At 41.7% G+C, this 20,806-nt stretch carries 22 protein-coding genes; 16 read left to right on the top strand and 6 right to left on the bottom strand.

Annotated features, from left to right (window positions below):
- Positions 1-49: 49 nt before the first annotated feature.
- Together ACFQZX_RS02385 and ACFQZX_RS02380 are read right to left on the bottom strand one after the other, a co-directional pair.
- Positions 50-373, bottom strand: coding sequence for a DUF3276 family protein (locus ACFQZX_RS02385; protein ID WP_377111024.1), 324 nt, complete (start codon positions 371-373; stop codon positions 50-52).
- Between the two features lie 120 nt (positions 374-493).
- Entirely contained in the window at positions 494-2,281 is a 1,788-nt protein-coding gene (locus ACFQZX_RS02380; RefSeq protein WP_377111023.1) for an ABC transporter ATP-binding protein, read from the bottom strand.
- Between the two features lie 218 nt (positions 2,282-2,499).
- On the opposite strand from ACFQZX_RS02380, the gene ACFQZX_RS02375 reads away from it, so the two are divergent.
- The 9 genes from ACFQZX_RS02375 to ACFQZX_RS02335 all read left to right on the top strand — a co-directional run bounded on the left by ACFQZX_RS02375 (position 2,500) and on the right by ACFQZX_RS02335 (position 8,645).
- Positions 2,500-3,585, top strand: a complete 1,086-nt coding sequence (locus ACFQZX_RS02375) for a Glu/Leu/Phe/Val family dehydrogenase (RefSeq protein WP_377111022.1) — start codon at positions 2,500-2,502, stop codon at positions 3,583-3,585.
- 69 nt (positions 3,586-3,654) lie between these two features.
- Entirely contained in the window at positions 3,655-4,602 is a 948-nt protein-coding gene (gene nusB / locus ACFQZX_RS02370; RefSeq protein ID WP_377111021.1) for a transcription antitermination factor NusB, read from the top strand.
- A 4-nt stretch (positions 4,603-4,606) separates the two neighbouring features.
- Complete coding sequence (locus tag ACFQZX_RS02365) at positions 4,607-5,041, top strand: DUF1573 domain-containing protein (protein WP_377111020.1); 435 nt, start codon at positions 4,607-4,609, stop codon at positions 5,039-5,041.
- Positions 5,042-5,055: 14 nt separating this feature from the next.
- On the top strand, positions 5,056-5,376 hold the full coding sequence (gene yajC, locus ACFQZX_RS02360; protein WP_377111019.1) for a preprotein translocase subunit YajC: 321 nt from the start codon (positions 5,056-5,058) through the stop codon (positions 5,374-5,376).
- 108 nt (positions 5,377-5,484) lie between these two features.
- Complete coding sequence (locus tag ACFQZX_RS02355) at positions 5,485-6,432, top strand: CdaR family protein (RefSeq protein WP_377111018.1); 948 nt, start codon at positions 5,485-5,487, stop codon at positions 6,430-6,432.
- On the top strand, positions 6,432-7,031 hold the full coding sequence (gene coaE / locus ACFQZX_RS02350; protein ID WP_377111017.1) for a dephospho-CoA kinase: 600 nt from the start codon (positions 6,432-6,434) through the stop codon (positions 7,029-7,031). The genes ACFQZX_RS02355 and coaE overlap by 1 nt, the downstream gene beginning before the upstream one ends.
- Positions 7,028-7,966 carry an MBL fold metallo-hydrolase gene (locus ACFQZX_RS02345; RefSeq protein ID WP_377111016.1) on the top strand — a complete coding sequence of 313 codons (939 nt, stop codon included), beginning with the start codon at positions 7,028-7,030 and terminating at the stop codon, positions 7,964-7,966. Before coaE ends, ACFQZX_RS02345 begins: the two co-directional genes overlap by 4 nt.
- Positions 7,966-8,127: a DUF5522 domain-containing protein gene (locus ACFQZX_RS02340; protein ID WP_377111015.1), complete on the top strand. Its 162-nt coding sequence runs from the start codon at positions 7,966-7,968 to the stop codon at positions 8,125-8,127. Before ACFQZX_RS02345 ends, ACFQZX_RS02340 begins: the two co-directional genes overlap by 1 nt.
- A 29-nt stretch (positions 8,128-8,156) precedes the next feature.
- On the top strand, positions 8,157-8,645 hold the full coding sequence (locus tag ACFQZX_RS02335) for a MarR family winged helix-turn-helix transcriptional regulator (protein ID WP_377111014.1): 489 nt from the start codon (positions 8,157-8,159) through the stop codon (positions 8,643-8,645).
- A 185-nt stretch (positions 8,646-8,830) separates the two neighbouring features.
- Here the strand turns inward: ACFQZX_RS02335 and ACFQZX_RS02330 are convergent, their stop codons facing one another.
- Positions 8,831-9,400 carry a phosphatase PAP2 family protein gene (locus ACFQZX_RS02330; RefSeq protein WP_377111013.1) on the bottom strand — a complete coding sequence of 190 codons (570 nt, stop codon included), beginning with the start codon at positions 9,398-9,400 and terminating at the stop codon, positions 8,831-8,833.
- Positions 9,401-9,505: 105 nt separating this feature from the next.
- On the opposite strand from ACFQZX_RS02330, the gene glmM reads away from it, so the two are divergent.
- From glmM to ACFQZX_RS02315, 3 genes are all read left to right on the top strand, one after another.
- A complete protein-coding gene (glmM, locus tag ACFQZX_RS02325) occupies positions 9,506-10,894 on the top strand; it encodes a phosphoglucosamine mutase (RefSeq protein ID WP_377111012.1) in 1,389 nt (462 codons plus the stop codon).
- A gap of 122 nt (positions 10,895-11,016) precedes the next feature.
- A complete protein-coding gene (locus ACFQZX_RS02320; protein ID WP_377111011.1) occupies positions 11,017-12,153 on the top strand; it encodes a cysteine desulfurase family protein in 1,137 nt (378 codons plus the stop codon).
- Positions 12,154-12,224: 71 nt separating this feature from the next.
- Complete coding sequence (locus ACFQZX_RS02315) at positions 12,225-12,824, top strand: hypothetical protein (protein WP_377111010.1); 600 nt, start codon at positions 12,225-12,227, stop codon at positions 12,822-12,824.
- 131 nt (positions 12,825-12,955) lie between these two features.
- On the opposite strand, the gene accD is transcribed toward ACFQZX_RS02315, so the two are convergent.
- Complete coding sequence (gene accD, locus ACFQZX_RS02310) at positions 12,956-13,855, bottom strand: acetyl-CoA carboxylase, carboxyltransferase subunit beta (RefSeq protein ID WP_377111277.1); 900 nt, start codon at positions 13,853-13,855, stop codon at positions 12,956-12,958.
- 233 nt (positions 13,856-14,088) lie between these two features.
- On the opposite strand from accD, the gene fbaA reads away from it, so the two are divergent.
- The 4 genes from fbaA (at position 14,089) to ACFQZX_RS02290 (ending at position 18,608) form a co-directional block, all read left to right on the top strand.
- Positions 14,089-15,168 carry a class II fructose-bisphosphate aldolase gene (fbaA, locus tag ACFQZX_RS02305; protein ID WP_377111009.1) on the top strand — a complete coding sequence of 360 codons (1,080 nt, stop codon included), beginning with the start codon at positions 14,089-14,091 and terminating at the stop codon, positions 15,166-15,168.
- Positions 15,169-15,253: 85 nt separating this feature from the next.
- Positions 15,254-15,757, top strand: coding sequence for a low affinity iron permease family protein (locus tag ACFQZX_RS02300; RefSeq protein WP_377111008.1), 504 nt, complete (start codon positions 15,254-15,256; stop codon positions 15,755-15,757).
- A complete protein-coding gene (locus ACFQZX_RS02295) occupies positions 15,723-16,148 on the top strand; it encodes a GNAT family N-acetyltransferase (protein WP_377111007.1) in 426 nt (141 codons plus the stop codon). Before ACFQZX_RS02300 ends, ACFQZX_RS02295 begins: the two co-directional genes overlap by 35 nt.
- An 81-nt stretch (positions 16,149-16,229) precedes the next feature.
- A complete protein-coding gene (locus ACFQZX_RS02290) occupies positions 16,230-18,608 on the top strand; it encodes an ABC transporter permease (RefSeq protein ID WP_377111006.1) in 2,379 nt (792 codons plus the stop codon).
- 2 nt (positions 18,609-18,610) lie between these two features.
- Here the strand turns inward: ACFQZX_RS02290 and ACFQZX_RS02285 are convergent, their stop codons facing one another.
- A complete protein-coding gene (locus ACFQZX_RS02285) occupies positions 18,611-19,468 on the bottom strand; it encodes a hydroxymethylglutaryl-CoA lyase (RefSeq protein WP_377111005.1) in 858 nt (285 codons plus the stop codon).
- Positions 19,469-20,782: an NAD(P)/FAD-dependent oxidoreductase gene (locus ACFQZX_RS02280; RefSeq protein ID WP_377111004.1), complete on the bottom strand. Its 1,314-nt coding sequence runs from the start codon at positions 20,780-20,782 to the stop codon at positions 19,469-19,471.
- Positions 20,783-20,806 lie beyond the last annotated feature (24 nt).

Raw genomic sequence — 20,806 nt, 5'->3', positions numbered from 1 at the left:
CGGCTGATAGGCCGGGTATAAGGTATAATTTAGGTTGTGTATCTGTTTATTAAAAAGAGAAATCTTCATCGGCCTTGGTAGAAATATCAGCGCTTTCTGTTAACTCGTAACGCTTTTCAACCACATCCTGATGCTCTTTTATATAATCCACCGTGTCTTTCAGTCCTTCGGCAAATTTTTCAAAATCCTCTTTGTATAAAAATATTTTGTGTTTAATGAAAACGCCATCCTCCAAACGCTTTTTACTCTCTGTGATAGTCACATAGTAGTCGTTAGATCTGGTAGCCTTAACATCAAAAAAATAAGTTCTCTTCCCGGCCCTAACCTTCTTGGAGTAAACTTCTTCGCGCTCTCTGTTATCAAAATCTCCCATAAAATTGCTGATGTAATAGTTTTGGTGGCATAAATATATATAAAAGTGTTTCAATTGCAAGCATTTATTAGCAATAATTAAACTTTTATTCAAACTTTTACGCGTAATTGTTGTATGTGGTTACATTTGTTGCTCTTCTTCAAGCAGTTGCTTTTCATACAGGTCATAATAAGCGCCCTTCAGATCCATCAGGTTATCATGGGTGCCCTGTTCAATTATTTGGCCCTCATCAAGCACTAAAATCTGATCGGCATTTTTGATAGTAGATATCCTGTGAGAAATTATGATACTGGTTTTTCCATACATAATGCGGCCAAGGTTACTTAATATTTCCTCTTCAGTACGGGTGTCTACTGCCGAAAGGCAGTCGTCAAAAATCAATACCTGTGGTTGTTTCACTATAGCCCTTGCTATGCTTACACGTTGTTTTTGCCCGCCCGATAAGGTTACTCCTCTCTCACCTATAAAGGTATCAAAGCCATTTTCCAGTTCAATGATGTTATTGTAAACCGCGGCATCTTTAGCTGCTTGTTCTACGCGCGGCATATCCAGTACATCGGCGCTGAACGCGATATTGTGTGATATTTTATCAGAAAACAGGAAAACTTCCTGGGGCACAAAACCAATTTGTGAGCGATAATTATCCAGGTTAAGAGATGGAATGGTTTTATCATCAACCAGTATTTGCCCGCCGGTTACATCATACATACGCATAATTAAATTAGCGATGGTTGATTTTCCCGAACCTGTGCGCCCTATGATGGCCAGCATTTCCCCCGGATTAACAGAAAAAGATACATTTTTTAACGCGGTGATACCGGTGTCCGGGTATTTAAAGGTTACGTTCTCAAATGCAATTTTACCATTAACTTTATGGTTTGGTGCAACGGGTGATATGATCTCAGGTTTTTGATGCAAAAACTCGTTAATGCGCTTTTGCGAAGCAGCGGCGCGCTGGATAAGAGATGTTACCCAGCCCAACGATATTACAGGGAAAGCAAGCATATTAAGGTAAACAATAAACTCGGCGATGTTACCTGGTGTAATATTGCCTTTCATAACTTCAACGCCGCCAATATAAAGCGTTATAACGTTGCTGAGCCCTATAAGTAAAAGCATCGACGGAAAAAATACAGCCTGTACCCTGGCCAATGCCATGCTCTGTGTTTTATAATCGTCGCTCTCGTTTGCAAATTTTTTGCGCACAAAGCCCTCGCGCACGTAAGACCTGATTACCCTGATGCCCGAAAAGTTTTCCTGTACAAAACTGGAAAGGCCGGATAAGCGCTGCTGGATCTTTTCGCTCCGGTGTTCAATAATGTTGTTTACATAAAATATGATAAGCGCTAATACCGGCAGTGGTAAAACAGAAAATATAGCCAGCCTTACATTAACGGTTAGCATGGCATATATCACTAAAATAAAAAGTATTACCGTGTTAATGGTATACATAATGCCCGGCCCAAGATACATGCGCACACGGCTTACATCTTCGGTTACGCGGTTCATCAGGTCGCCGGTGTTGTGGCGGCGGTAAAAGGCAAGCGAAAGAAGCTGGTAATGCGCGTAGATCTCATTCTTAAGATCAAACTCGATATGGCGAGACATCAGGATAATAGTTTGCCTCATAAAAAACAGGAACAGGCCGCGCAATAAGGCGAGTACCAAAACTAAAATCCCGAATAATAGTAAGCTTGAGCCAAAAACATCATAGATCATGCTTTGCCTGTTAAAACCTGCAAACAGTTGATAAACACCTATATTTTCGGTAACCAGGTCAAAAGCAACCCTTATAACCTGTGCTGGCAGCACCCCAAAAATGTTGGATATTATTACAAACAATATACCCGGTACTAATCGCCAGCTATATTTGTAAAAAAATTTATTGAGGTAGGCAAGTTCTTTCATGGCAATGCCCAAAAGTACGGTATGCTATATTTAAAAGCAACCATGATTACTCACCCCGGCATCGTTACCTCGGGCCGTCCCTCTTTCCATCCTGCGGAGAGAGGATGCTAATAAAAGGCCTCTCCGTTGGAAAGGATTAGGAGAGCTTTAATTTACATACTTGTCACTATAAAAAAAACACATACTTTTGCAGTGCCGAGTAATTTTACTTCTAATAAATGCCCGTACAACAAACTACCGATAGTATATTTAATCAGCTTGATGCATTTGGGCACCAAAAAGTTGTTTTTTGCGGCGACCCGGACACTGGTTTAAAGGCGATTATCGCTATACATGATACTACGCTTGGGCCGGCTTTTGGCAGTACAAGGATGTGGGCTTACCGCTCGGAGCAGGATGCACTTGAGGATGTTCTGCGGCTTTCTAAAAGCATGACCTATAAGTGTGCTATTGCAGGCCTTAACATGGGGGGCGGTTACTCTGTCATCATCGGCGATTCGCGCCGGGATAAGACGGAAGCCATGATGCGCAAGTTTGGGCGGTATGTAAAAAACCTGAACGGTGAGTTTATTACCTCTGAGGATGTAGGCACTAACCCCAGGGATATGGAGTACATCCGTATGGAAACACAGCATGTTACCGGCATACCTGAAAGCCTTGGCGGCAGCGGCGACCCATCACCCGTGGCAGCAAAGGGCGTGTTTATGGGTATAAAAGCAGCTGTAAAAGAACTTTATGGCAACGATAATATCACCGGACGGTCTGTAATTGTACAAGGGATAGGCCATGTAGGCGAAAACCTGGTGAAACTGCTGCGCGATGAAAACGCAAAGGTTTACATCAGTGATATTAATGACGAGCGCACACGCCAGGTATCAAAAAAATACGGCGCCGAAGCTGTATCCAATAACTCGATATTTGATATTGATGCTGATATTTATTCGCCATGTGCATTAGGTGCTACCATTAATACCGAAACCATTGGGAAGTTAAAATGCGGCATCATCGCCGGATCGGCCAATAACCAGTTGCGTAACGAGCAGGAGCATGGTAAAATGTTGCTGGAGAAAGGCATATTATTTGCGCCGGACTATGTAATTAATGCGGGTGGTATAATCAATTGCTATTCGGAACTGATGGGCTTTAGCAAAAAACGGACATTGCAGCTTACCGAAAATATTTATGAGGCCACACGTAATGTTTTAAAACTTTCTAAGCTCGAAAACATTTCTACTATTGAAGCGGCAAACAAAATTGCCGAAAAACGTATTGCAGATATAAAAAAAGTAAAATCAACCTATTAAAGTAAAATCAACCTATTAAAGTTATCATAACAGTACGCATAAAAAGGGTACTATAATCGTTCTTACAAAATGCTAAACAGAAGGCACCTTAGGGTAAAAGTGTTACAATCGCTTTACGCGTTTCATCAGTCAAATACAAAAGATATTAAATCGCATGAAAAAAACCTGTTAAACAGTATCGATCAGGTTTTTGAAATGTATATATGGATGCTATCGCTCATTAATGAAGTTATAGAGTATACTTCAAGGGATGCAGAAGAAAGGGCCAACAAGCACCGTCCAACGGCAGAAGATCTTAACGTAAATCAAAAAATACTTACTAACAGGTTTTATCTTTCTTTATTAGATAATAAGGATTACCTGAACGGTATAAGAAAATATAAAGTTAACTGGACCTTTGATCCTGAACTGGCCAAATCGCTTTTCAATACCCTGAAAGCTTCTCCTGAATACGCCGAATACCTGGCTAAGACAGATGATACTATCCAGACAGATAAGGATATCATTAAATTCATTTTCAAAAAAGTTATCCTGAAATCGTCATTAGCCGAGCAGGTTTTTGAAGATAAGTTTATTTACTGGCCAACTGATAAAGAGGTCTTGCAGGCGCTTATTGCCAAAACATTTAAAAACTTTTCCTCAGAAAACTTTGCAGAAAATCAACTGGCTGATATAAGTGCCAACTGGGTGGAGGACCGCGAGTTTATTATCAATCTTTTTGAGCAAACCATCAGGTTTGACTCGCAATATCAGGAACTTATTGCCGAAAAGACCCAAAACTGGGAGCCGGACCGTATAGCCATGATGGATACTTTATTAATGAAGATGGCTATTGTAGAATTTGTTAACTTTACATCGATACCGGTCAAAGTTACTATAAACGAATACCTGGAGATCTCGAAGGAGTTTAGTACGCCTAAAAGTAATTCGTTTATTAACGGTATCTTAGATAAGATTTTAGCTGAGCTTAAGGCACAGAATAAAGTACGTAAAACAGGCCGTGGACTAATTGAGTAATCAAATGAAAAATATTTTTTTAAGTGTAATTGCTGCGGGGTTATTATTCAGCGCATGCAACCAATCCAGCCAGGGATCGGCAAAAACAGCCGTTGCCGATACTGCCAGCGTAAGCGCTACTAACGCGCCGGTAATGAAATTTGAAAAAGATACGCATGATTTCGGGAAAATAAAGGAGGGCGAAAAGGTTACTTATGCTTTTAAGTTTACTAATACCGGTAAATCCCCGCTGATAATTAAAGATGCCGTAGCTACCTGCGGATGTACCAAACCCGAATGGCCAAATACACCTATACAGCCCGGTGCCGATGGCGAAATTAAGGTAACGTTTAACAGCGCTGCAAAAATGGGTTTACAGGATAAGCAAATAACCGTTACAGCCAATACCAACCCACCGCAAACAATGGTGCACCTTATTGGCGAAGTAACAACCAAATAATTAATTTAATATAGATGATAGCAACAGTTTTATTACAAGTTGGGGGGCAGGGCTTACAGCCATTGATCATGTTTGGCTTAATTGCCGTAGTGTTTTATTTCTTTATGATTCGTCCGCAGGTTAAAAAGCAAAAGGATCAAAAAAAGTACGTAGAGGAGCTTAAAAAAGGCGATAAAGTAGTTACAACAGCAGGCATACATGGCCGAATATATGAAGTAGCCGAAACTACCTTTTTAATTGAAGTTGAGAATGGCGCGCGTATACGTTTCGATAAATCGGCCGTATCTTTAGAAGCATCAAAAGCATTAAACACGCCTCCTGCTACTACAAAATAAGCAAAAAGCTAAAGGCACATAAGCCAAAAGCTTATGAATAATTATAACAGAGCGAAAACTTAAAGCAGCATAGCTTTATGCTTTTCGCTTTCTGCTTTAAACAAGAGTATGGCAATAATAAAACTATCTGCAATAGAGCGCCGGCGGTTATCGGTTTTTGTAACCTGCCTGATTTTTGCTGCCTTTGCATGGTTGTTTACATCATTGTCTAACACTTATAAATTTTCTGTAAAGCAGGTGGTAACTTTCCGTAACCTACCACAAAAAAGGGCTTTTTATCCGCTTCAGTCTGATACTGTTAATGCTATTGTACAAGGCACCGGCTGGCAAATGATTTTTTCTAAAATGGATTATAGTAAAAAATCAATAAGTATTGACCTCCACACCCTGGAGAGTAAAAACTATGTGGTTATAGGCAGTCAGTTAAAGCAAATAAATGCCCGTAAGGATATTGATCATGAAATAATTGCTGTAAACCCGGATACGCTATATTTTGATTTTAGTAACCGAATTATTAAGAAGGTACCAGTTGAGTTAGTTACTGATATAAAGTATCAAAAACAATTCGCGCAATCTGATGATATTTTGATAAAGCCCCGCTACGTTACGATTAGCGGCCCGGCTGAGATCCTTGCAAAAATCAAAACCTGGAAAACTGACTCAATCCGCGCAGCCGACATTAATACAGATTATAATGGCCGGATAGCTTTACGCCCACCTAAAGAGGGTAATTTAAATATTATACCCAAGGCTGTATCGGTGAATATCCCTATTGATGAATTTACAGAAAAAACGCTGGAAATACCGGTTAAGATCATCAACAACCGTAATTACGACAGGGTAAAGGTTTTTCCGCAAAAGGTAAAGGTGACATTTACTACGTCGTTAAGCAGGTACCCAGAGATAAACGAAGATGATTTTGAGGCCGTGGCAGATCTTGACCTTTGGCGGCAAAACGGTTACAATGCCTTACCCGTAAAGGTAACCCGCCTGCCTTCCTATAGTAAAGTGACTAAAATACAACCCGGTGTAATTGATTTTATTATAAAAAAATAATGTTTAAGATAGGGATAACGGGTAATATAGGTAGCGGTAAAACTACCGTGTGCAAAGTATTTGAGGTGCTTGGTATTCCTGTGTTTTATTCTGATCTGCACGCTAAGCTTGTAATGGTTGAAGATAAAGAATTGGTGGCCGGAATAAAGCAGGCGTTCGGTAACGAGGCGTATGCCGCTGACCAAAGCCTTAACCGAAAGCACATTGCAGATATTGTATTTAATAATCAGCAACAACTTGAAAAATTGAATGCCCTGGTGCATCCCGCGGTTTTCCGCGCGTTTGATAAATGGGTAATTCAACAAAAAAATACGCCTTATGTGCTAAAGGAAACTGCCATATTGTTCGAGAGTGGTTCTTACAAAATGTGCGACCGGAACATACTGGTTTCAGCGCCTTTGGAAAACCGTGTGCAGCGTGTTATGCAGCGCGACGGTGTAACGGCACAAGAGGTAATTAACCGCGATAGCCGCCAGTTGAGTGAGGAAAAAAAGCTGACAATGGCCGATGACGTAATTATAAATGACGATACACAGCTTGTTATTCCGCAGGTGCTAAGGCTGCATAAACTGTATCTTTCTATTGCCGCAGATAAATGATCTTAGACGATTTTATTGCTTTTAATGCCAATGGCCTTTATTGCCGTTATGCCGATTTTTACCTTGATCCTCAGCAACCGGTTACTAATGCCATAATATCCCACGCCCATGCAGACCACGCGGTTAGCGGCAATAAAAATGTGTATGCCACCGAAGCTACGCTTGCTTTTATGCAGCTGCGTTATGCAAAAAATTACGCGAAGATAGCTTACACCATACCCTACAACCAACCTTTCAACATAGGGGATGTACAGCTTAACTTTATACCGGCTGGCCATATGCCCGGGTCGGCACAGGTTCTAATGGAATACAAAGGCATACGTTACCTTTACACCGGTGATTATAAATTACAGCCCGACTATACCTGCGAACCAATAGAGTGGGTAAAGGCGGATGTACTGATAACAGAAAGCACTTTTGCCGACCCTGATACCCAACACCCCGACCCAGTAGAAGAAATAAAAAAGCTGAACGATATAAAGATCAATATTTTACTTGGTGCCTACAGCCTGGGTAAAAGCCAGCGTTTGATCAGTATGATCAACCGGTATGCCCCGCAAAAAACAGTATTGGTTCATCATCGTATTATGCCTGTTAACGCGGTTTATAAAAAGCTGGGATACGATTTGGGCGAGCATCAGGTATATAACCGTAAGCTAATGAAAGAACAAAAAGAGTATGTCTACATTGTTCCACCGTTTACCTTTGACAGCTATTTGCGTGCAACGGGTGTAAAAAGACTTTTTGCATCGGGCTGGGCCAATCTGCAGGCTAATGCCCAGGACACGCTTTTTATATCAGATCATGTGGATTGGAATGATATATTAGAGACCGTAGAACAGGTGCAGCCGCAGCAGATATGGACACTGCACGGTGATGGACGGCACTTGAAAGCTTACTATGATCAACGTATTTTTGTAAAAATATTGAGTTGATGCTGCAGGAAAACGTTGATTATTACATCAATAAAGATGGAAATTTTGTGTTTACAAAAGAGTACCATTTAAAGCGCGGGCATTGCTGTAAAAATAAGTGCCTCCATTGTCCGTGGCATTATGGCAGCTCTAAATCCGCAGAACAATCTGTCAATAAATAGGTTATATTTGCAGTCATTTTCTTTTAGTTATGGGAATAGAGGAAGATATTAAGAGTACCAATTTTGAGGATAATTACCATAAAGCGGTAATTAACCTTGCATATACTTCCGGGTGGATAAATAATTATCTGCGCCCCGAGTTTGAAAAACACAATCTTACTCAACAACAGTTTAACATACTTCGTATTTTACGCGGGCAATTTCCAAAACCGGCTACTGTAAACCTGCTTAAGGAGAGGATGATCGATAAAATGTCTGATGCATCGCGCATTGTTGACCGCCTGGTGCAAAAAGGACTGGTATCGCGCTGTACCAACTCCCGCGACCGGCGCGCGGTAGACATCCGCATCAGTGAGGAAGGCTTAAGCATCCTGAAAAAAATGGATGTTGATTTCAAAACCAGGGATCTGTTTAAACAAAATCTGACTGAAGAAGAAGCAGGGCAACTGAGCGACCTGCTCGACAAAATGCGTGGCCGCTGCATTTCGGATAGCTGCGGTTCAGATGGCTGCGAATAGCTGACTCACCCGGTCATCACTACCGCTCGACCACCCTCGCTTCGCAAGCGAAAAGAGGGTTATTAAAAAAGTTGTTTTTTCATACCCTCTTTGCGCAGCAGAGAGGGTCGACCAGCGAAGCATAGTCGGGGTGAGTAGAATAATTCACAAGCGAAAGAGAATACTAAAAGTCCTCATGAGTTAATCTACACGCTGAATCCATGCACTGTTTTCCTGAATGCTAAGGAAAACAACCATCCAACCAAACTACCGTAAAGGGCGCCAATGGTAACATCTATGGGGAAATGTACCCCAACGTAAACTTGTGCATAGCATATCACTGCTGCCCAAATTAATAATGCAGGTGCAATCCATTTCCCGTATTTATAAAATAAACAGCTTAAAAATACAGCCATTGCAAAATGGTCGGTAGCATGGGTTGACGGAAAACTGTAACCTGTGCCGCACGGAGCGCGGCTTATGTCGGTATTGGCAGTAATAGGATCGCGGCAGGGGCGCAGGCGCTGCACTGCAGGTTTAATGATGCTGGCACTGGTATAATCGGCAAAGCCTGCAGAAAGGGCTAAAAACACAATCAGTATAGCACCATGCTTTTTATACCGCCAGATTATGAATATGATTAAAAAAACATAAAAAGGTATCCAAAACCTGGCATTGCGCATTACCGGCATTACCACATCAAAAACGGCGTTCCCCCATTCGTGATTAATCAGATAGAATAAATGCCGGTCAAGGTTAAGAAAAAAATCATGCATTGGTCTTAGTAATGTAAATGCGCAGATTAACAGGCCAAATATATAGCATTTTTACACCGCTATCTTTTAAATATTCCTATTTTTGCGGCTTAACATCTAAACGTTTTGACACTAATAAAATCAATATCGGGTATCAGGGGGACTATAGGCGGTGCAGCAGGTAATGGCCTTACCCCTTTAGACATTGTTAAGTTCACGTCTGCCTACGGCAGTTGGGCAGTAAAAAGAACAGGTATCAAAAAAATTGTTGTTGGCCGTGATGCGCGTATTTCGGGCAGTATGGTAAACAACCTGGTTATTGGTACCTTGCAGGGCCTGGGTATAGATGTAATTGATCTTGGCCTTTCAACAACCCCAACGGTAGAAGTAGCTGTGCCCGATGAGCAGGCGGCAGGTGGTATCATCCTTACGGCAAGCCATAATCCTAAACAATGGAATGCCCTTAAACTGCTAAATGAAAATGGTGAATTTATAAATGATACGGACGGCAAAGAAGTACTTGATATAGCCGAAAGAAGCGATTTTATTTACGCGGATGTTAACGATTTAGGGAAGCATATACATGATGACAGCTATCTGCAAAAGCATATAGATAAAGTATTAGCATTACCGCTGGTAGATGTTGAAGCCATAAAAAAGGCTGATTTTAAGATTGCTATAGATTGCGTAAACTCTACAGGCGGGATATTTGTACCAGCCTTGCTAAAAGCGCTTGGTGTACAAACCGTACATGAATTATATTGCGAACCTGATGGCCATTTTCCGCACAACCCCGAGCCTTTACCAGAAAATCTGGTAGCGCTGTCAAAGGAAGTGTTAAAAACAAAATCAGATATTGGTATCGCGGTAGACCCGGATGTTGATCGCCTTTGCTTTGTTTGCGAGGATGGCAGCATGTTTGGAGAAGAATATACGCTGGTTGCCGTGGCCGATTATGTACTGAGCAATACCAAAGGCAATACGGTATCTAACCTGTCATCAACCCGTGCCCTGCGCGATGTTACCGAAAAGCAAGGTGCAGAGTATCATGCTGCTGCGGTGGGAGAGGTAAACGTGGTGAACAAAATGAAAGAAGTAAATGCAATTATAGGCGGCGAAGGTAATGGCGGAGTGATCTACCCAGAATTGCATTACGGCCGCGATGCGCTGGTAGGTATCGCTTTATTTCTTACTCATCTGGCAAAGTTTGGCAAATCTGTTTCAGTGCTCAGGGGCTCTTATCCAAATTATTTTATCTCTAAAAATAAAATAACGCTTACACCCGAGATGGATATTGATGGCTTACTGGCAAAGGTTAAGGATAAATATCAAAAACAGCCACATTCAACCATTGATGGGTTAAAAATAGAGTTTGATAAGGAGTGGGTTCACCTGCGCCGGTCAAACACGGAGCCGATTATCCGCATTTATTCTGAAGGGAACTCTGAAACCATTGCGGATAACCTGGCCAACAAGATTATTACAGATATAAAAGAAATATTACAACTTAATTAAGGGGTTAGTACCTTATTGAAGGTATGAATTATTGAATAGGGCATAATCAACACTTTGCGTCTCTTAATAATCCATTAATTCAATAACTCGATAATTTAAAACACTCCTTCAAAATTATTACCATGCGAGTTTATTTTGATAATGCTGCTACTACCGCGCTTGATCCTGAGGTTTTAAAGGAAATGTATAAAGTAATGGAAGGCCAGTATGGCAATCCGTCTTCTATTCATGCACATGGCCGGGAGGTACGCACAGTTATCGAGAAGGCGCGTAAAACAATAGCTAACCTATTGCATACATCGCCTGCAGAGATATTTTTCACAAGCGGCGGTACCGAGGCCGATAATACCGCTATTCGATGCGGAATAATTGACCATAAGCTTACCCATGCCATTACCACGAAATTGGAGCATCATGCTGTATTGCATACCCTGCAAGCCATGGAAAAAGCAGGCTCAATTAAGTTAAGCTATGCAGATGTAGATGATAAGGGCACGGTAGATTACGATCATCTGGAAAAATTACTTCAAAATAACGAACGCAGCTTTGTATCGTTAATGCATGCCAATAATGAGCTGGGTACTATTACCGATCTGGAGCGTGTTGGTGACCTGTGCGAAGCCTATAACGCGCTCTATCACAGCGATACGGTACAAACTGTTGGCCATTACAAGCACGACCTTAGTAAGCTTAAATTACACTTTATGGTTTGCGCAGCGCACAAACTGCACGGGCCAAAAGGAGTGGGCTTTTTGCATATCAATCATAAGGTCAAGATTAACCCCATGATCTATGGAGGCTCTCAGGAGCGTAATATGCGCGGCGGTACGGAAAATGTTTATGGTATTGCCGGTTTAGCAAAAGCGCTTGAGCTGGCGTATGCCGAAATGGATAGTCACCAGGCCTATATTCAGGACATTAAATCGTACATGAAGGCTAAATTAGAGCAGGACATTCCGGGTGTTAAATTCAATGGTAAAACCGACTCCGCAAAAAGCCTGTATACAGTGCTTAATGTATCGTTCCCGGAGATGGAAATGGCCGATATGTTGTTGTTTAACCTGGATATTGCAGGTATCTCTGCATCGGGTGGCAGTGCCTGCAGTTCGGGTACAGATATCGGCTCGCATGTGTTAACAGCCATAGGCGCTAATCCTGACAGGCCTTCTGTTAGATTCTCATTTTCGAAATATAATACCAAAGACGAGGTTGACTACACCGTGGCCAAGCTGCGCGAACTTTGCATGGTAAATGCTTAATTAAAAATATTTCTTTTGCAGAAATTTGGCAAGCATATTGCTACTCTTAGGTTACATCAAAACAAAAACCTATGATAGCTAATAATGAAAATGCCTGGAATAATGATTTGGATCAGAACCAAGGCTACGGATCAAATTCGTTCGGAAGCACCAATACCGGTATAGACGAAAGCAAACTTGATGATACTGAAGGCGGTGGCAACATACCAGGGAGCTACTCCTCTAACGAAGGTTTTAACGGCCCTAATAGTGTAGGTGGCGGCGACAGCGATTTTGCAACGGGTGATGATATTCCTGAAGACGAAGAACTTGCAGACGACGATCTGGATGATGATGAAGAACTTGATGCCGACCTCGAAGAAGATACCGATTTAGACGGTACTGCAAACGGTAGCTATAGCGGCAACCTTGATGCCGGTTACGATGAAAATGAAATACCTGAGGAAGGCGAATCTGATAATGAGGGGACAGGTTACAGTCAACAGGATGAACAAAGCCAGCAACGTGAAGGTGCTGATACATCATTCAGCGAGCAAATTGACGTAACTCCTCCGGAAAGGCATGAATTTCCTTCTGAAGGTGCAGCTACGAAAACAGACTTTGCCAGCCGGGACCTTGGCCGTACAACCGGCCGTATGTTAGGCCACGAGCCGGGTACCGAAGGAATATAATCCTAACATGAAATATTGAACGCTGAATTATGAATGATGAAGTGCAAGTCTCATTCGCAATAGGGTTCATTTAACAAAAAAGCAGCATTTTTAAATGCTGCTTTTTTGTTTTGTATACTCAATATTATAAATCATTTCTCCTCATTAAGTATCGCTGTACCGTTAATGGCTTTTGGTGCTTCACCATAAGGGGCCAGCATTTTAAGGAATGATGAAAGTTTCTCTTTCATTTCGCGGCGGTCTACAATAAAATCAAGGAAACCATGTTCCTGAACAAACTCCGCGGTCTGGAAGCCTTTAGGGAGGTCTTTTTTGATGGTTTCTTTAATTACCCTTGGGCCGGCAAAGCCGATCAGCGCACCCGGTTCGGCAATATTGATATCGCCCAGCATGGCGTATGATGCGGTAACACCACCCGTAGTCGGGTCGGTAAGTAAAGAAATGTACGGTACCTTCGCCTGGCTTAACAACGCCAGTTTGGCCGATGTTTTAGCCATCTGCATCAGCGAGAATGCAGCTTCCATCATGCGCGCCCCGCCAGATTTTGAGATCATCAGAAAAGGCACCTTATGCTCAATGCTATAATCTATAGATCGTGCTATCTTTTCGCCTACCACAGAACCCATTGAGCCACCTATAAAGTTAAAATCCATACAGGCGATAACTATATCAACACCATTCATTTTACCATGAGCGGAGCGTATAGCATCAGTAAGGCCGGTTTTGTTGATTGTTTCCTTAAGCCTGTCACTGTATTTTTTACTGTCTGTGAAATGCAGGGGATCGCCTGAGTGTAAACTGCCAAAAAGCTCGGTAAACTGATTGTCATCAAATAATACCGAGAAGTATTCTTTTGACCCTATACGCAAATGAAAACCGCAGTAGTGGCAAACATATTGATTTTCAACTTGTTCTGAATAATGAAGCGGTTTCTTACAATTGGGGCATTTATTCCATATCCCGTCTGGTGCTTCCTTCTTCTCTTCAGTTGTTGTGATAATGCCTTTACTTTCTCGCTTAAACCAAGCCATATCTTCTAAATATTTCAAAGTACTGCAAAGAAACGAAAAATATTATAACAAGTTTCTAAATGTTAACTATATCTTAACCATCAATTGAAATTTACTGCAAAGATGAGACTGCCAGTATGAAACTTGTTGCTCAGTGTGGTTGATTAAGATTTTCAATGGTTTAAGCTTAAAATTAGATATAATTATTAGCCAAAACGTTAAAATTTTATAACTTCGGGGCCAAACAAATGCTCATGGATTTAAAAAATTATAAAGGTGTTCTGCACGGCGATCAAGTGCAGGAACTATTTGAAGCAGCAAAAAAGCATCAGTTTGCATTGCCTGCGGTCAACGTAATCGGCACAAACTCTATCAATGCTGTAATGGAAACTGCCAAGGCGGTAAATTCTCCTGTTATCATTCAGTTATCAAATGGCGGCGCGCAGTTTTACGCGGGCAAATCGTTAGATAACTCAAAATTACAGGCCTGCATTTTAGGTGCTGTATCTGCCGCCAAACACGTGCATCTGCTGGCAGAGCACTACGGCGTAGCAGTTATATTACATACCGACCATGCTGCAAAAAAATTGCTGCCATGGATAGACGGTTTATTGGAACATGGCGAAAAGTTTTATGCTGAAACCGGCAAACCGTTGTTTTCATCGCACATGCTTGACCTTTCTGAGGAGCCTATCGAAGAAAATATCGAGATATCTGCAAAATACCTGGAGCGCATGTCAAAAATGGACATGACCGTTGAAATTGAGCTTGGTGTAACCGGCGGCGAAGAAGACGGTGTTGATAACTCTGACGTAGACAGCTCTCGTTTATATACCCAGCCTGAAGAAGTGGCTTACGCTTACGAAGAATTATCTAAAGTTAGCCATCGCTTTACTATTGCTGCTGCATTTGGTAACGTGCATGGTGTTTACAAACCAGGTAATGTAAAATTGCAGCCGGTTATATTGCACAACTCTCAGGAGTTCCTGAAAAAGAAACATAACTTGGATGCCGAGAAACCCATCAATTTTGTATTCCACGGCGGTTCAGGTTCCAGCCAGGAGGAAATTCGCGAGGCTATCTCTTACGGCGCCATTAAAATGAATATTGATACCGATATGCAGTGGGCTTTCTGGGAAGGTATTAAAGATTATTACAAGGCGAAAGAAGCTTACCTGCAGGAGCAGATTGGTAACCCTGAGGGTGAAGATTCTCCAAACAAAAAATATTACGACCCACGCGTATGGTTACGCAAAGGCGAAGAAACTTTTGTTAAACGCTTAACTACTGCATTTGGCGATTTAAATTGCCTGGATGTAAATAGCAAGTTGTAAAATATAGCTGTTAAGAGTAAAAAGCGCCGGTGTTTTAAACATTGGCGCTTTTTTTTAGTTGTAACATTTATTAAAATCCGAATCCATGGCTAACTCAAAAAAAAAGAACCTGTTTGAGAAGTTTGCAAACTGGGCCACTATTGCAACCGGAAGCTCAGCTGCATTTATCACTGCTACCAGTGTCATCATTATTTGGGTAGTATCCGGCCCTCTATTTCATTATTCTGATACGTGGCAGCTTGTTATTAATACAGGCACCACTATTGTTACCTTTTTAATGGTTTTCCTGATACAAAAATCCCAGAATAAGGATTCGAAAGCGGTGCATCTGAAACTGAATGAGTTATTGGCATCGCACCAGGGCGCAAGTAACCGTATGGTAAATATTGAAGACCTGACCGAAAAGGAACTTGACCAGTTGAGTAAATTTTATGTAAGATTATCTAAATTAGCCGAGCAGGAAGATGATATCACCTGTACGCATTCCATCGATGCTGCAAATGAAAATCATAACACCAAACAAACAGGCTTCAAGTCAAAAAAGCACTACCAGGATGCCATTAAAAACAGAAATAAAAAAAGTAACTGACCCTGCTGAATTAGAAAAGGTATTTGCCGTAAGACGCGAAGTATTTGTTGGCGAACAAAACTGCCCGCCCGAATTGGAATGGGAGTTTGAAGATGAATCGAACCATTTTTTAGCTACAGTTGACGGCGAGCCTGCCGGTGCGGCACGCTGGCGCAAAACAGATAAAGGTTATAAACTGGAGCGTTTTGCCGTACTTTCAAAATTCAGAGGGCATGGGGTAGCGCAAGCTCTTGTAAAAGCTGTTTTAGCTGATCTTCCTGCAGAAGCAAATTATGTTTACCTGCATGCGCAGATACAAGCAGTTGGTTTGTACGGAAAATTTGGCTTTGAAAAGACTGGCCCTCAGTTTGAAGAAGCCGGTATACAGCACTATAAGATGGTGAAAAGCTGATTTGTGATAAATGTTTTGATAAAATATTATTTTATTTTGATGTTTAAAATCAAAATAATATTTTGGCGAAAACATTAATTCATGAATAGGTTAGATTTTAAAATTGCCCTTCGTACCTTTTTAAAAGCTAAATGGTATAACGTTTTAAACATTACAGGGCTTTCACTTGGCCTGGCAGCATTTATTTTTGTAACACTTTACGTTGACCATGAAACCAGTTACGATACCTGGAACAAAAACTATGACAGGGTTTATTTGGTTGAAAGGGAGCTGCCCAACGGCCCATCGCCTTATACCCCTGCACCTTTAGCTGCTGCAATTAAAAGCCAGTGCCCCGAGGTGGAAGAAACAGGCCGAACCAACACAGCCCTGTTTCAGATTCCTTTTTATACATCGTCCGGTAGGTTTTTAATAAATAAATGGGCCGGTGCCGATTACTCCATTGCCAAGATATTAGGCATTAAGCCCAAAGGTTTCCAACTCAACCCAAACAGCGAAACGCCCACTACACTGCTATCAAAGGAAACCTCCCGTGTGCTTTTTCCTGGCCATAGCACTATCATCAATAAAACGGTTAACATGATGTCCAGATCGGGCATGCCTTTTACAGTAGCTGGGGTAGTAGATGATATACCCGGCAATACCAATTTCAAATTTGACTGTATAGGTTTTTCCGCTGATATCGCCTCGGGAAAAGACCAAAGCTATGCCAGCCGGATATTTCAGACTTATATAATGGTAAAGCCAAATACGGATATCAACCTTCTGTCAAAAAAGATAGACGGAATATATAAAAAAGCAGCGTTGGCCGATACAAGTCAGGCCGCAAGGGAATCGATAAGTCCTTCCACATCAGCTATATATTTAGATCCTTTAAAAAACCTGCACCTAAGGCCACATTATGGCTCGCATGTTAACGACCAGATCATACGTGGCCTGGTTGTGCTTGCTATTATCATACTTATTGTTACCGGTGTTAATTTCACCAATCTGTATATAACCCAGGCCAATAAACGTTCAAAAGAGGTAGGGGTTAAAAAGGTAAACGGGATAAAGAAAAGTAAAATAGCTGTTCAGTTTATGCTGGAGATATTTTTTCAATGCCTTGTTGCTCTGGTTATTTCATTTGTGCTGGTTGTTATCGGCTTGCCTTATTTTAATCAGTTATTAAAGGCGGATCTTTTGATCTCAGGCATCAACTTTACTATAGTAGCGCAAATTATAGGTATGCTTATAACGCTTACTTTATTGGCTGGTTTGTATCCGTCATTAGTTATGGCAGGCTTTAAGCCGGCGGTGGTTTTACGGGGCGATCAGCTTGCAACCGGAGGAAACCTCTCATGGGTAAAAAATTCGCTGATTGTTTTACAGTTTACCTTCGCTATCGTGTTTGTTATCACCCTTGTCGTTATCAACCAGCAAGTTAAATTCATGCGTACCGAAGATGCCGGGTTTACCGCTAAGCAGGTAGTTTATGTAGATAACATTGCCATATTTAACAGTCCAGGTAAGTTTGAGCCTGTACGCAACCGTATAAAGGCCATACCTGGTGTTAAAAATGTAACGGTGGCTACCAATGTTCCGGGTGGCATTAAGCCCGTATCTAACGAATACACTGTGCAAAGCAAAGCGGTTACCATGAACACCATTGGGGTAGATTATGAGTATTTTGAGGCTTTAAATATCGGTGTGCAACAGGGGAGGGTGTTTAACCCATCCTTTTCCACCGACTCTTTAAGTATTGTTGTCAACCAGGCAGCGGCAAAAGCAATTAACCTGAAAAATCCCATCGGCACAACTATTAGCGGTTGCGGCGGTAGATATAAGATAATTGGTGTTACTAATGATGTTAAAGCTTACGGGTTTGAAGAAAACATACAGCCAACCGTTTATGTAATGAACGACCATTGCGGTTTAACTAAATTGCAGATCATGATAAGTGCCGAAAGTAAGGCCATACCAGCCATGCTCAGTACTCTGAACCGACAATGGGGTGATATCAATAAACTTGATGGCGATACTTTTAGCTACCATTTTCTGGATGAGCTTTACGGGCAGCTTTTTGTAAAGCAGGAGCAACTGCAGAGTGTGCTGTTCTTTTTTTCAATGTTAGCGGTGTTTATCGCATCGTTAGGCATCTTTGCTTCGGCTGCTAATACTATACGCATTCGTATGAAGGAAATAGCTATACGGAAAGTATTTGGCGCGATGGGCCGGCAATTGATGATCACCTTAAGCAAGCCATTTTTTTACACTGTAATCATTGCAAATATTATTGCCTGGCCGTTATCTTTTATTATAGCAAATAAGTGGTTAGCAACCTTTGCCTACCGTATACACCTCTCCATATTTCCATTTGTAATGGCACTGGTAATATCATTACTGATAGTAACCGTTACAGTTTGTTTACAGGTTGTAAGAGCGGTAAGGTTTAATCCGGCAGCCAAGTTAAAGGTTTGATATTAACCAAACACTTTGCCTGAAAACTCCATCGCTTCAGTCAGCTTATCCAGGTCAAGGTCAAGCGGTACATTCTGGTGTAACAGAAAAGCCACAAGATTTTCGGTAGCAATGTTACCTGTAAGGTCGTCTTTGGCCATAGGGCAGCCGCCGTACCCTTTAAGGGCAACGTCAAATTTGCTGCAGCCGGCTTCATAGGCTGCAGCGATTTTTTCCTGCCATGTATCTGGTGTAGAGTGCAGGTGAACCCCAAATTCAGTAATATCCGAAAGTTTTTTTAAGACGGGATACAGGCTGCTAATTTGCTCTGGCTGTGCAACACCTATAGTATCTGACAGGGCAATATAGCCAATACCCTCATTAATCATCATTTGTGCCCAATGCAGCACAATCTCCTCACTCCATTTATCTTCATAAGGGTTGCCAAATCCCATTGATAAATAAATTAGCAGATCTTTTTTCCGGGCGGTACATAATTCGTTAATGCGTTTTATCTCATCAAAGGCCTGCTCCATAGTTGTGTTGGTATTACGCAACTGAAAGGTCTCAGACACAGAAAAAGGATAACCGAGGTAACTTATCTCATCAAAAGTTGCGGCTTGCTCTGCGCCCCTGTAATTAGCTGTAATGGCTAAAAGCTTTGAGCGTGTATTATCCATATCAAGCCGGCTTAACACCTCTGCTGTGTCGCGCATCTGCGGGATGGCTTTCGGAGAAACAAAGCTTCCGAAATCTATGGTATCAAAACCAACTTTCAACAGCAGGTTGATATATTCAGCTTTAATATTAGTCGGTACGAAATCATGCAATCCCTGCATGGCATCGCGCGGGCACTCGGTGATTTTGATGTGATCGGTCATTTAGTCTGGCTTAGATATTTGTTCATCTTTTTCAACCAGCTCTTCACGTTTAAAATTACGGATGATCAGCCTGCTGCCTCCATTGTAGGTTACATAGCTTGCTATCCAGTTAATAAATACAATCACCTTATTGCGGCCGCCCATTAAGGATATCAGGTGCACAAACATCCATATCAGCCAGGCAAAAAATCCCTGAAACTTGAGTTTGCCCAAATCTGCAATGGCTTTATTGCGGCCTATAGTAGCTAATGATCCTTTGTCGTTATATTTAAACGGCTCGGGTTGTTCGCCTTTTATAATTTTATAAATGTTTTTACCGGTAGTTTGGCCCATTTGTATGGCTACCTGCGCCACACCCGGATGGCCTTTAGGCGTTTCGGGCGTAATCATGGCTGCCACATCGCCAATGGCAAAAATATTTGATGAACCTACCACACGGCATATATTATCAACTTTAATACGGTTGCCACGTTCAATAACATCTTTTGAAACCCCTTCAGGTACCACGCCCATTACCCCGGCAGACCATATCACATTTTTAGTTTGTATGCTTTTACCGCCTTCAAACTTTATTTGGTTGCCATCATAACTTTCTACCTTTACGCCCAGTAATACCTCTACGCCCATATCTTTCAAATAACCTTCGGCGGCTTTGGAGCCTTCGTCAGAGAACGGGCCCAATACTTTTGGTAAAAAGTCTACCAGGTAAACTTTCATTTCTTCTTTGGCCAGTTCGGGGTAATCCTTATTAAGTACATGGTTGCGCAACTCTGCCAATGCCCCTGCAAGCTCTACACCGGTAGGGCCGGCACCTACCAGTACAAACGACAGGTACGGAACCCTTTCTTCCCTGGAGGGCTTTAAAACGGCTTCCTCAAGGTTTTGTAATACCAGGTAGCGCAGGTTCATGGCTTCTGGTATAGATTTCATCGGCATAGCATAATGCTCAATCTCTTTATTGCCAAAGAAATTGGTTGTAGACCCCGTTGCAATTACCAGGTAATCATAAGCAATATCACCAATAGCTGTATGCACAGTGTTAGTTTCGGCGCTTATACCCAGCACTTCGGTATTACGGAACCGTAAATTCTTCTGCTCGTCGAAATTTTTACGCAGCGAAAAGGCGATTGATTCAGCTTCAAGGCTGCCTGTTGCTACCTGGTATAATAATGGCTGAAAAGTATGATAGTTGTGTTTATCTATAAGAATAATCTCAACAGGTTTATCTTTTAGCTGTTTGGCAACCTGTATGCCGCCAAAGCCGCCGCCTATTATAACTACTGTCGGGAATTTTGATTGATCAGTGCCGTTCATGAAGCAAATATTTTAATTTTAAAA

Origin of the sequence: Mucilaginibacter litoreus, assembly GCF_042676805.1 — a bacterium.
GTDB classification, from domain to species: domain Bacteria; phylum Bacteroidota; class Bacteroidia; order Sphingobacteriales; family Sphingobacteriaceae; genus Mucilaginibacter; species Mucilaginibacter litoreus.
The sequence above is the reverse complement of the archived record's forward strand: the minus strand, read 5'-3'. Positions and strand labels throughout refer to the sequence as shown.

Excerpts from the sequence above, each read along its gene's own strand:
- ACFQZX_RS02330 (WP_377111013.1), bottom strand. The coding sequence starts at position 9,400 with ATGCATGATTTTTTTCTTAACCTTGACCGGCATTTATTCTATCTGATT.
- ACFQZX_RS02385 (WP_377111024.1), bottom strand. The coding sequence starts at position 373 with ATGGGAGATTTTGATAACAGAGAGCGCGAAGAAGTTTACTCCAAGAAG.
- coaE (WP_377111017.1), top strand. The coding sequence starts at position 6,432 with ATGTTTAAGATAGGGATAACGGGTAATATAGGTAGCGGTAAAACTACC.
- ACFQZX_RS02355 (WP_377111018.1), top strand. The coding sequence starts at position 5,485 with ATGGCAATAATAAAACTATCTGCAATAGAGCGCCGGCGGTTATCGGTT.
- ACFQZX_RS02290 (WP_377111006.1), top strand. The coding sequence starts at position 16,230 with ATGAATAGGTTAGATTTTAAAATTGCCCTTCGTACCTTTTTAAAAGCT.
- ACFQZX_RS02280 (WP_377111004.1), bottom strand. The coding sequence starts at position 20,782 with ATGAACGGCACTGATCAATCAAAATTCCCGACAGTAGTTATAATAGGC.
- nusB (WP_377111021.1), top strand. The coding sequence starts at position 3,655 with ATGCTAAACAGAAGGCACCTTAGGGTAAAAGTGTTACAATCGCTTTAC.
- ACFQZX_RS02320 (WP_377111011.1), top strand. The coding sequence starts at position 11,017 with ATGCGAGTTTATTTTGATAATGCTGCTACTACCGCGCTTGATCCTGAG.
- ACFQZX_RS02285 (WP_377111005.1), bottom strand. The coding sequence starts at position 19,468 with ATGACCGATCACATCAAAATCACCGAGTGCCCGCGCGATGCCATGCAG.
- accD (WP_377111277.1), bottom strand. The coding sequence starts at position 13,855 with ATGGCTTGGTTTAAGCGAGAAAGTAAAGGCATTATCACAACAACTGAA.
- ACFQZX_RS02375 (WP_377111022.1), top strand. The coding sequence starts at position 2,500 with ATGCCCGTACAACAAACTACCGATAGTATATTTAATCAGCTTGATGCA.
- ACFQZX_RS02335 (WP_377111014.1), top strand. The coding sequence starts at position 8,157 with ATGGGAATAGAGGAAGATATTAAGAGTACCAATTTTGAGGATAATTAC.
- ACFQZX_RS02315 (WP_377111010.1), top strand. The coding sequence starts at position 12,225 with ATGATAGCTAATAATGAAAATGCCTGGAATAATGATTTGGATCAGAAC.
- ACFQZX_RS02300 (WP_377111008.1), top strand. The coding sequence starts at position 15,254 with ATGGCTAACTCAAAAAAAAAGAACCTGTTTGAGAAGTTTGCAAACTGG.
- ACFQZX_RS02365 (WP_377111020.1), top strand. The coding sequence starts at position 4,607 with ATGAAAAATATTTTTTTAAGTGTAATTGCTGCGGGGTTATTATTCAGC.
- yajC (WP_377111019.1), top strand. The coding sequence starts at position 5,056 with ATGATAGCAACAGTTTTATTACAAGTTGGGGGGCAGGGCTTACAGCCA.
- ACFQZX_RS02295 (WP_377111007.1), top strand. The coding sequence starts at position 15,723 with ATGCCATTAAAAACAGAAATAAAAAAAGTAACTGACCCTGCTGAATTA.
- ACFQZX_RS02380 (WP_377111023.1), bottom strand. The coding sequence starts at position 2,281 with ATGAAAGAACTTGCCTACCTCAATAAATTTTTTTACAAATATAGCTGG.
- ACFQZX_RS02340 (WP_377111015.1), top strand. The coding sequence starts at position 7,966 with ATGCTGCAGGAAAACGTTGATTATTACATCAATAAAGATGGAAATTTT.
- ACFQZX_RS02345 (WP_377111016.1), top strand. The coding sequence starts at position 7,028 with ATGATCTTAGACGATTTTATTGCTTTTAATGCCAATGGCCTTTATTGC.
- fbaA (WP_377111009.1), top strand. The coding sequence starts at position 14,089 with ATGGATTTAAAAAATTATAAAGGTGTTCTGCACGGCGATCAAGTGCAG.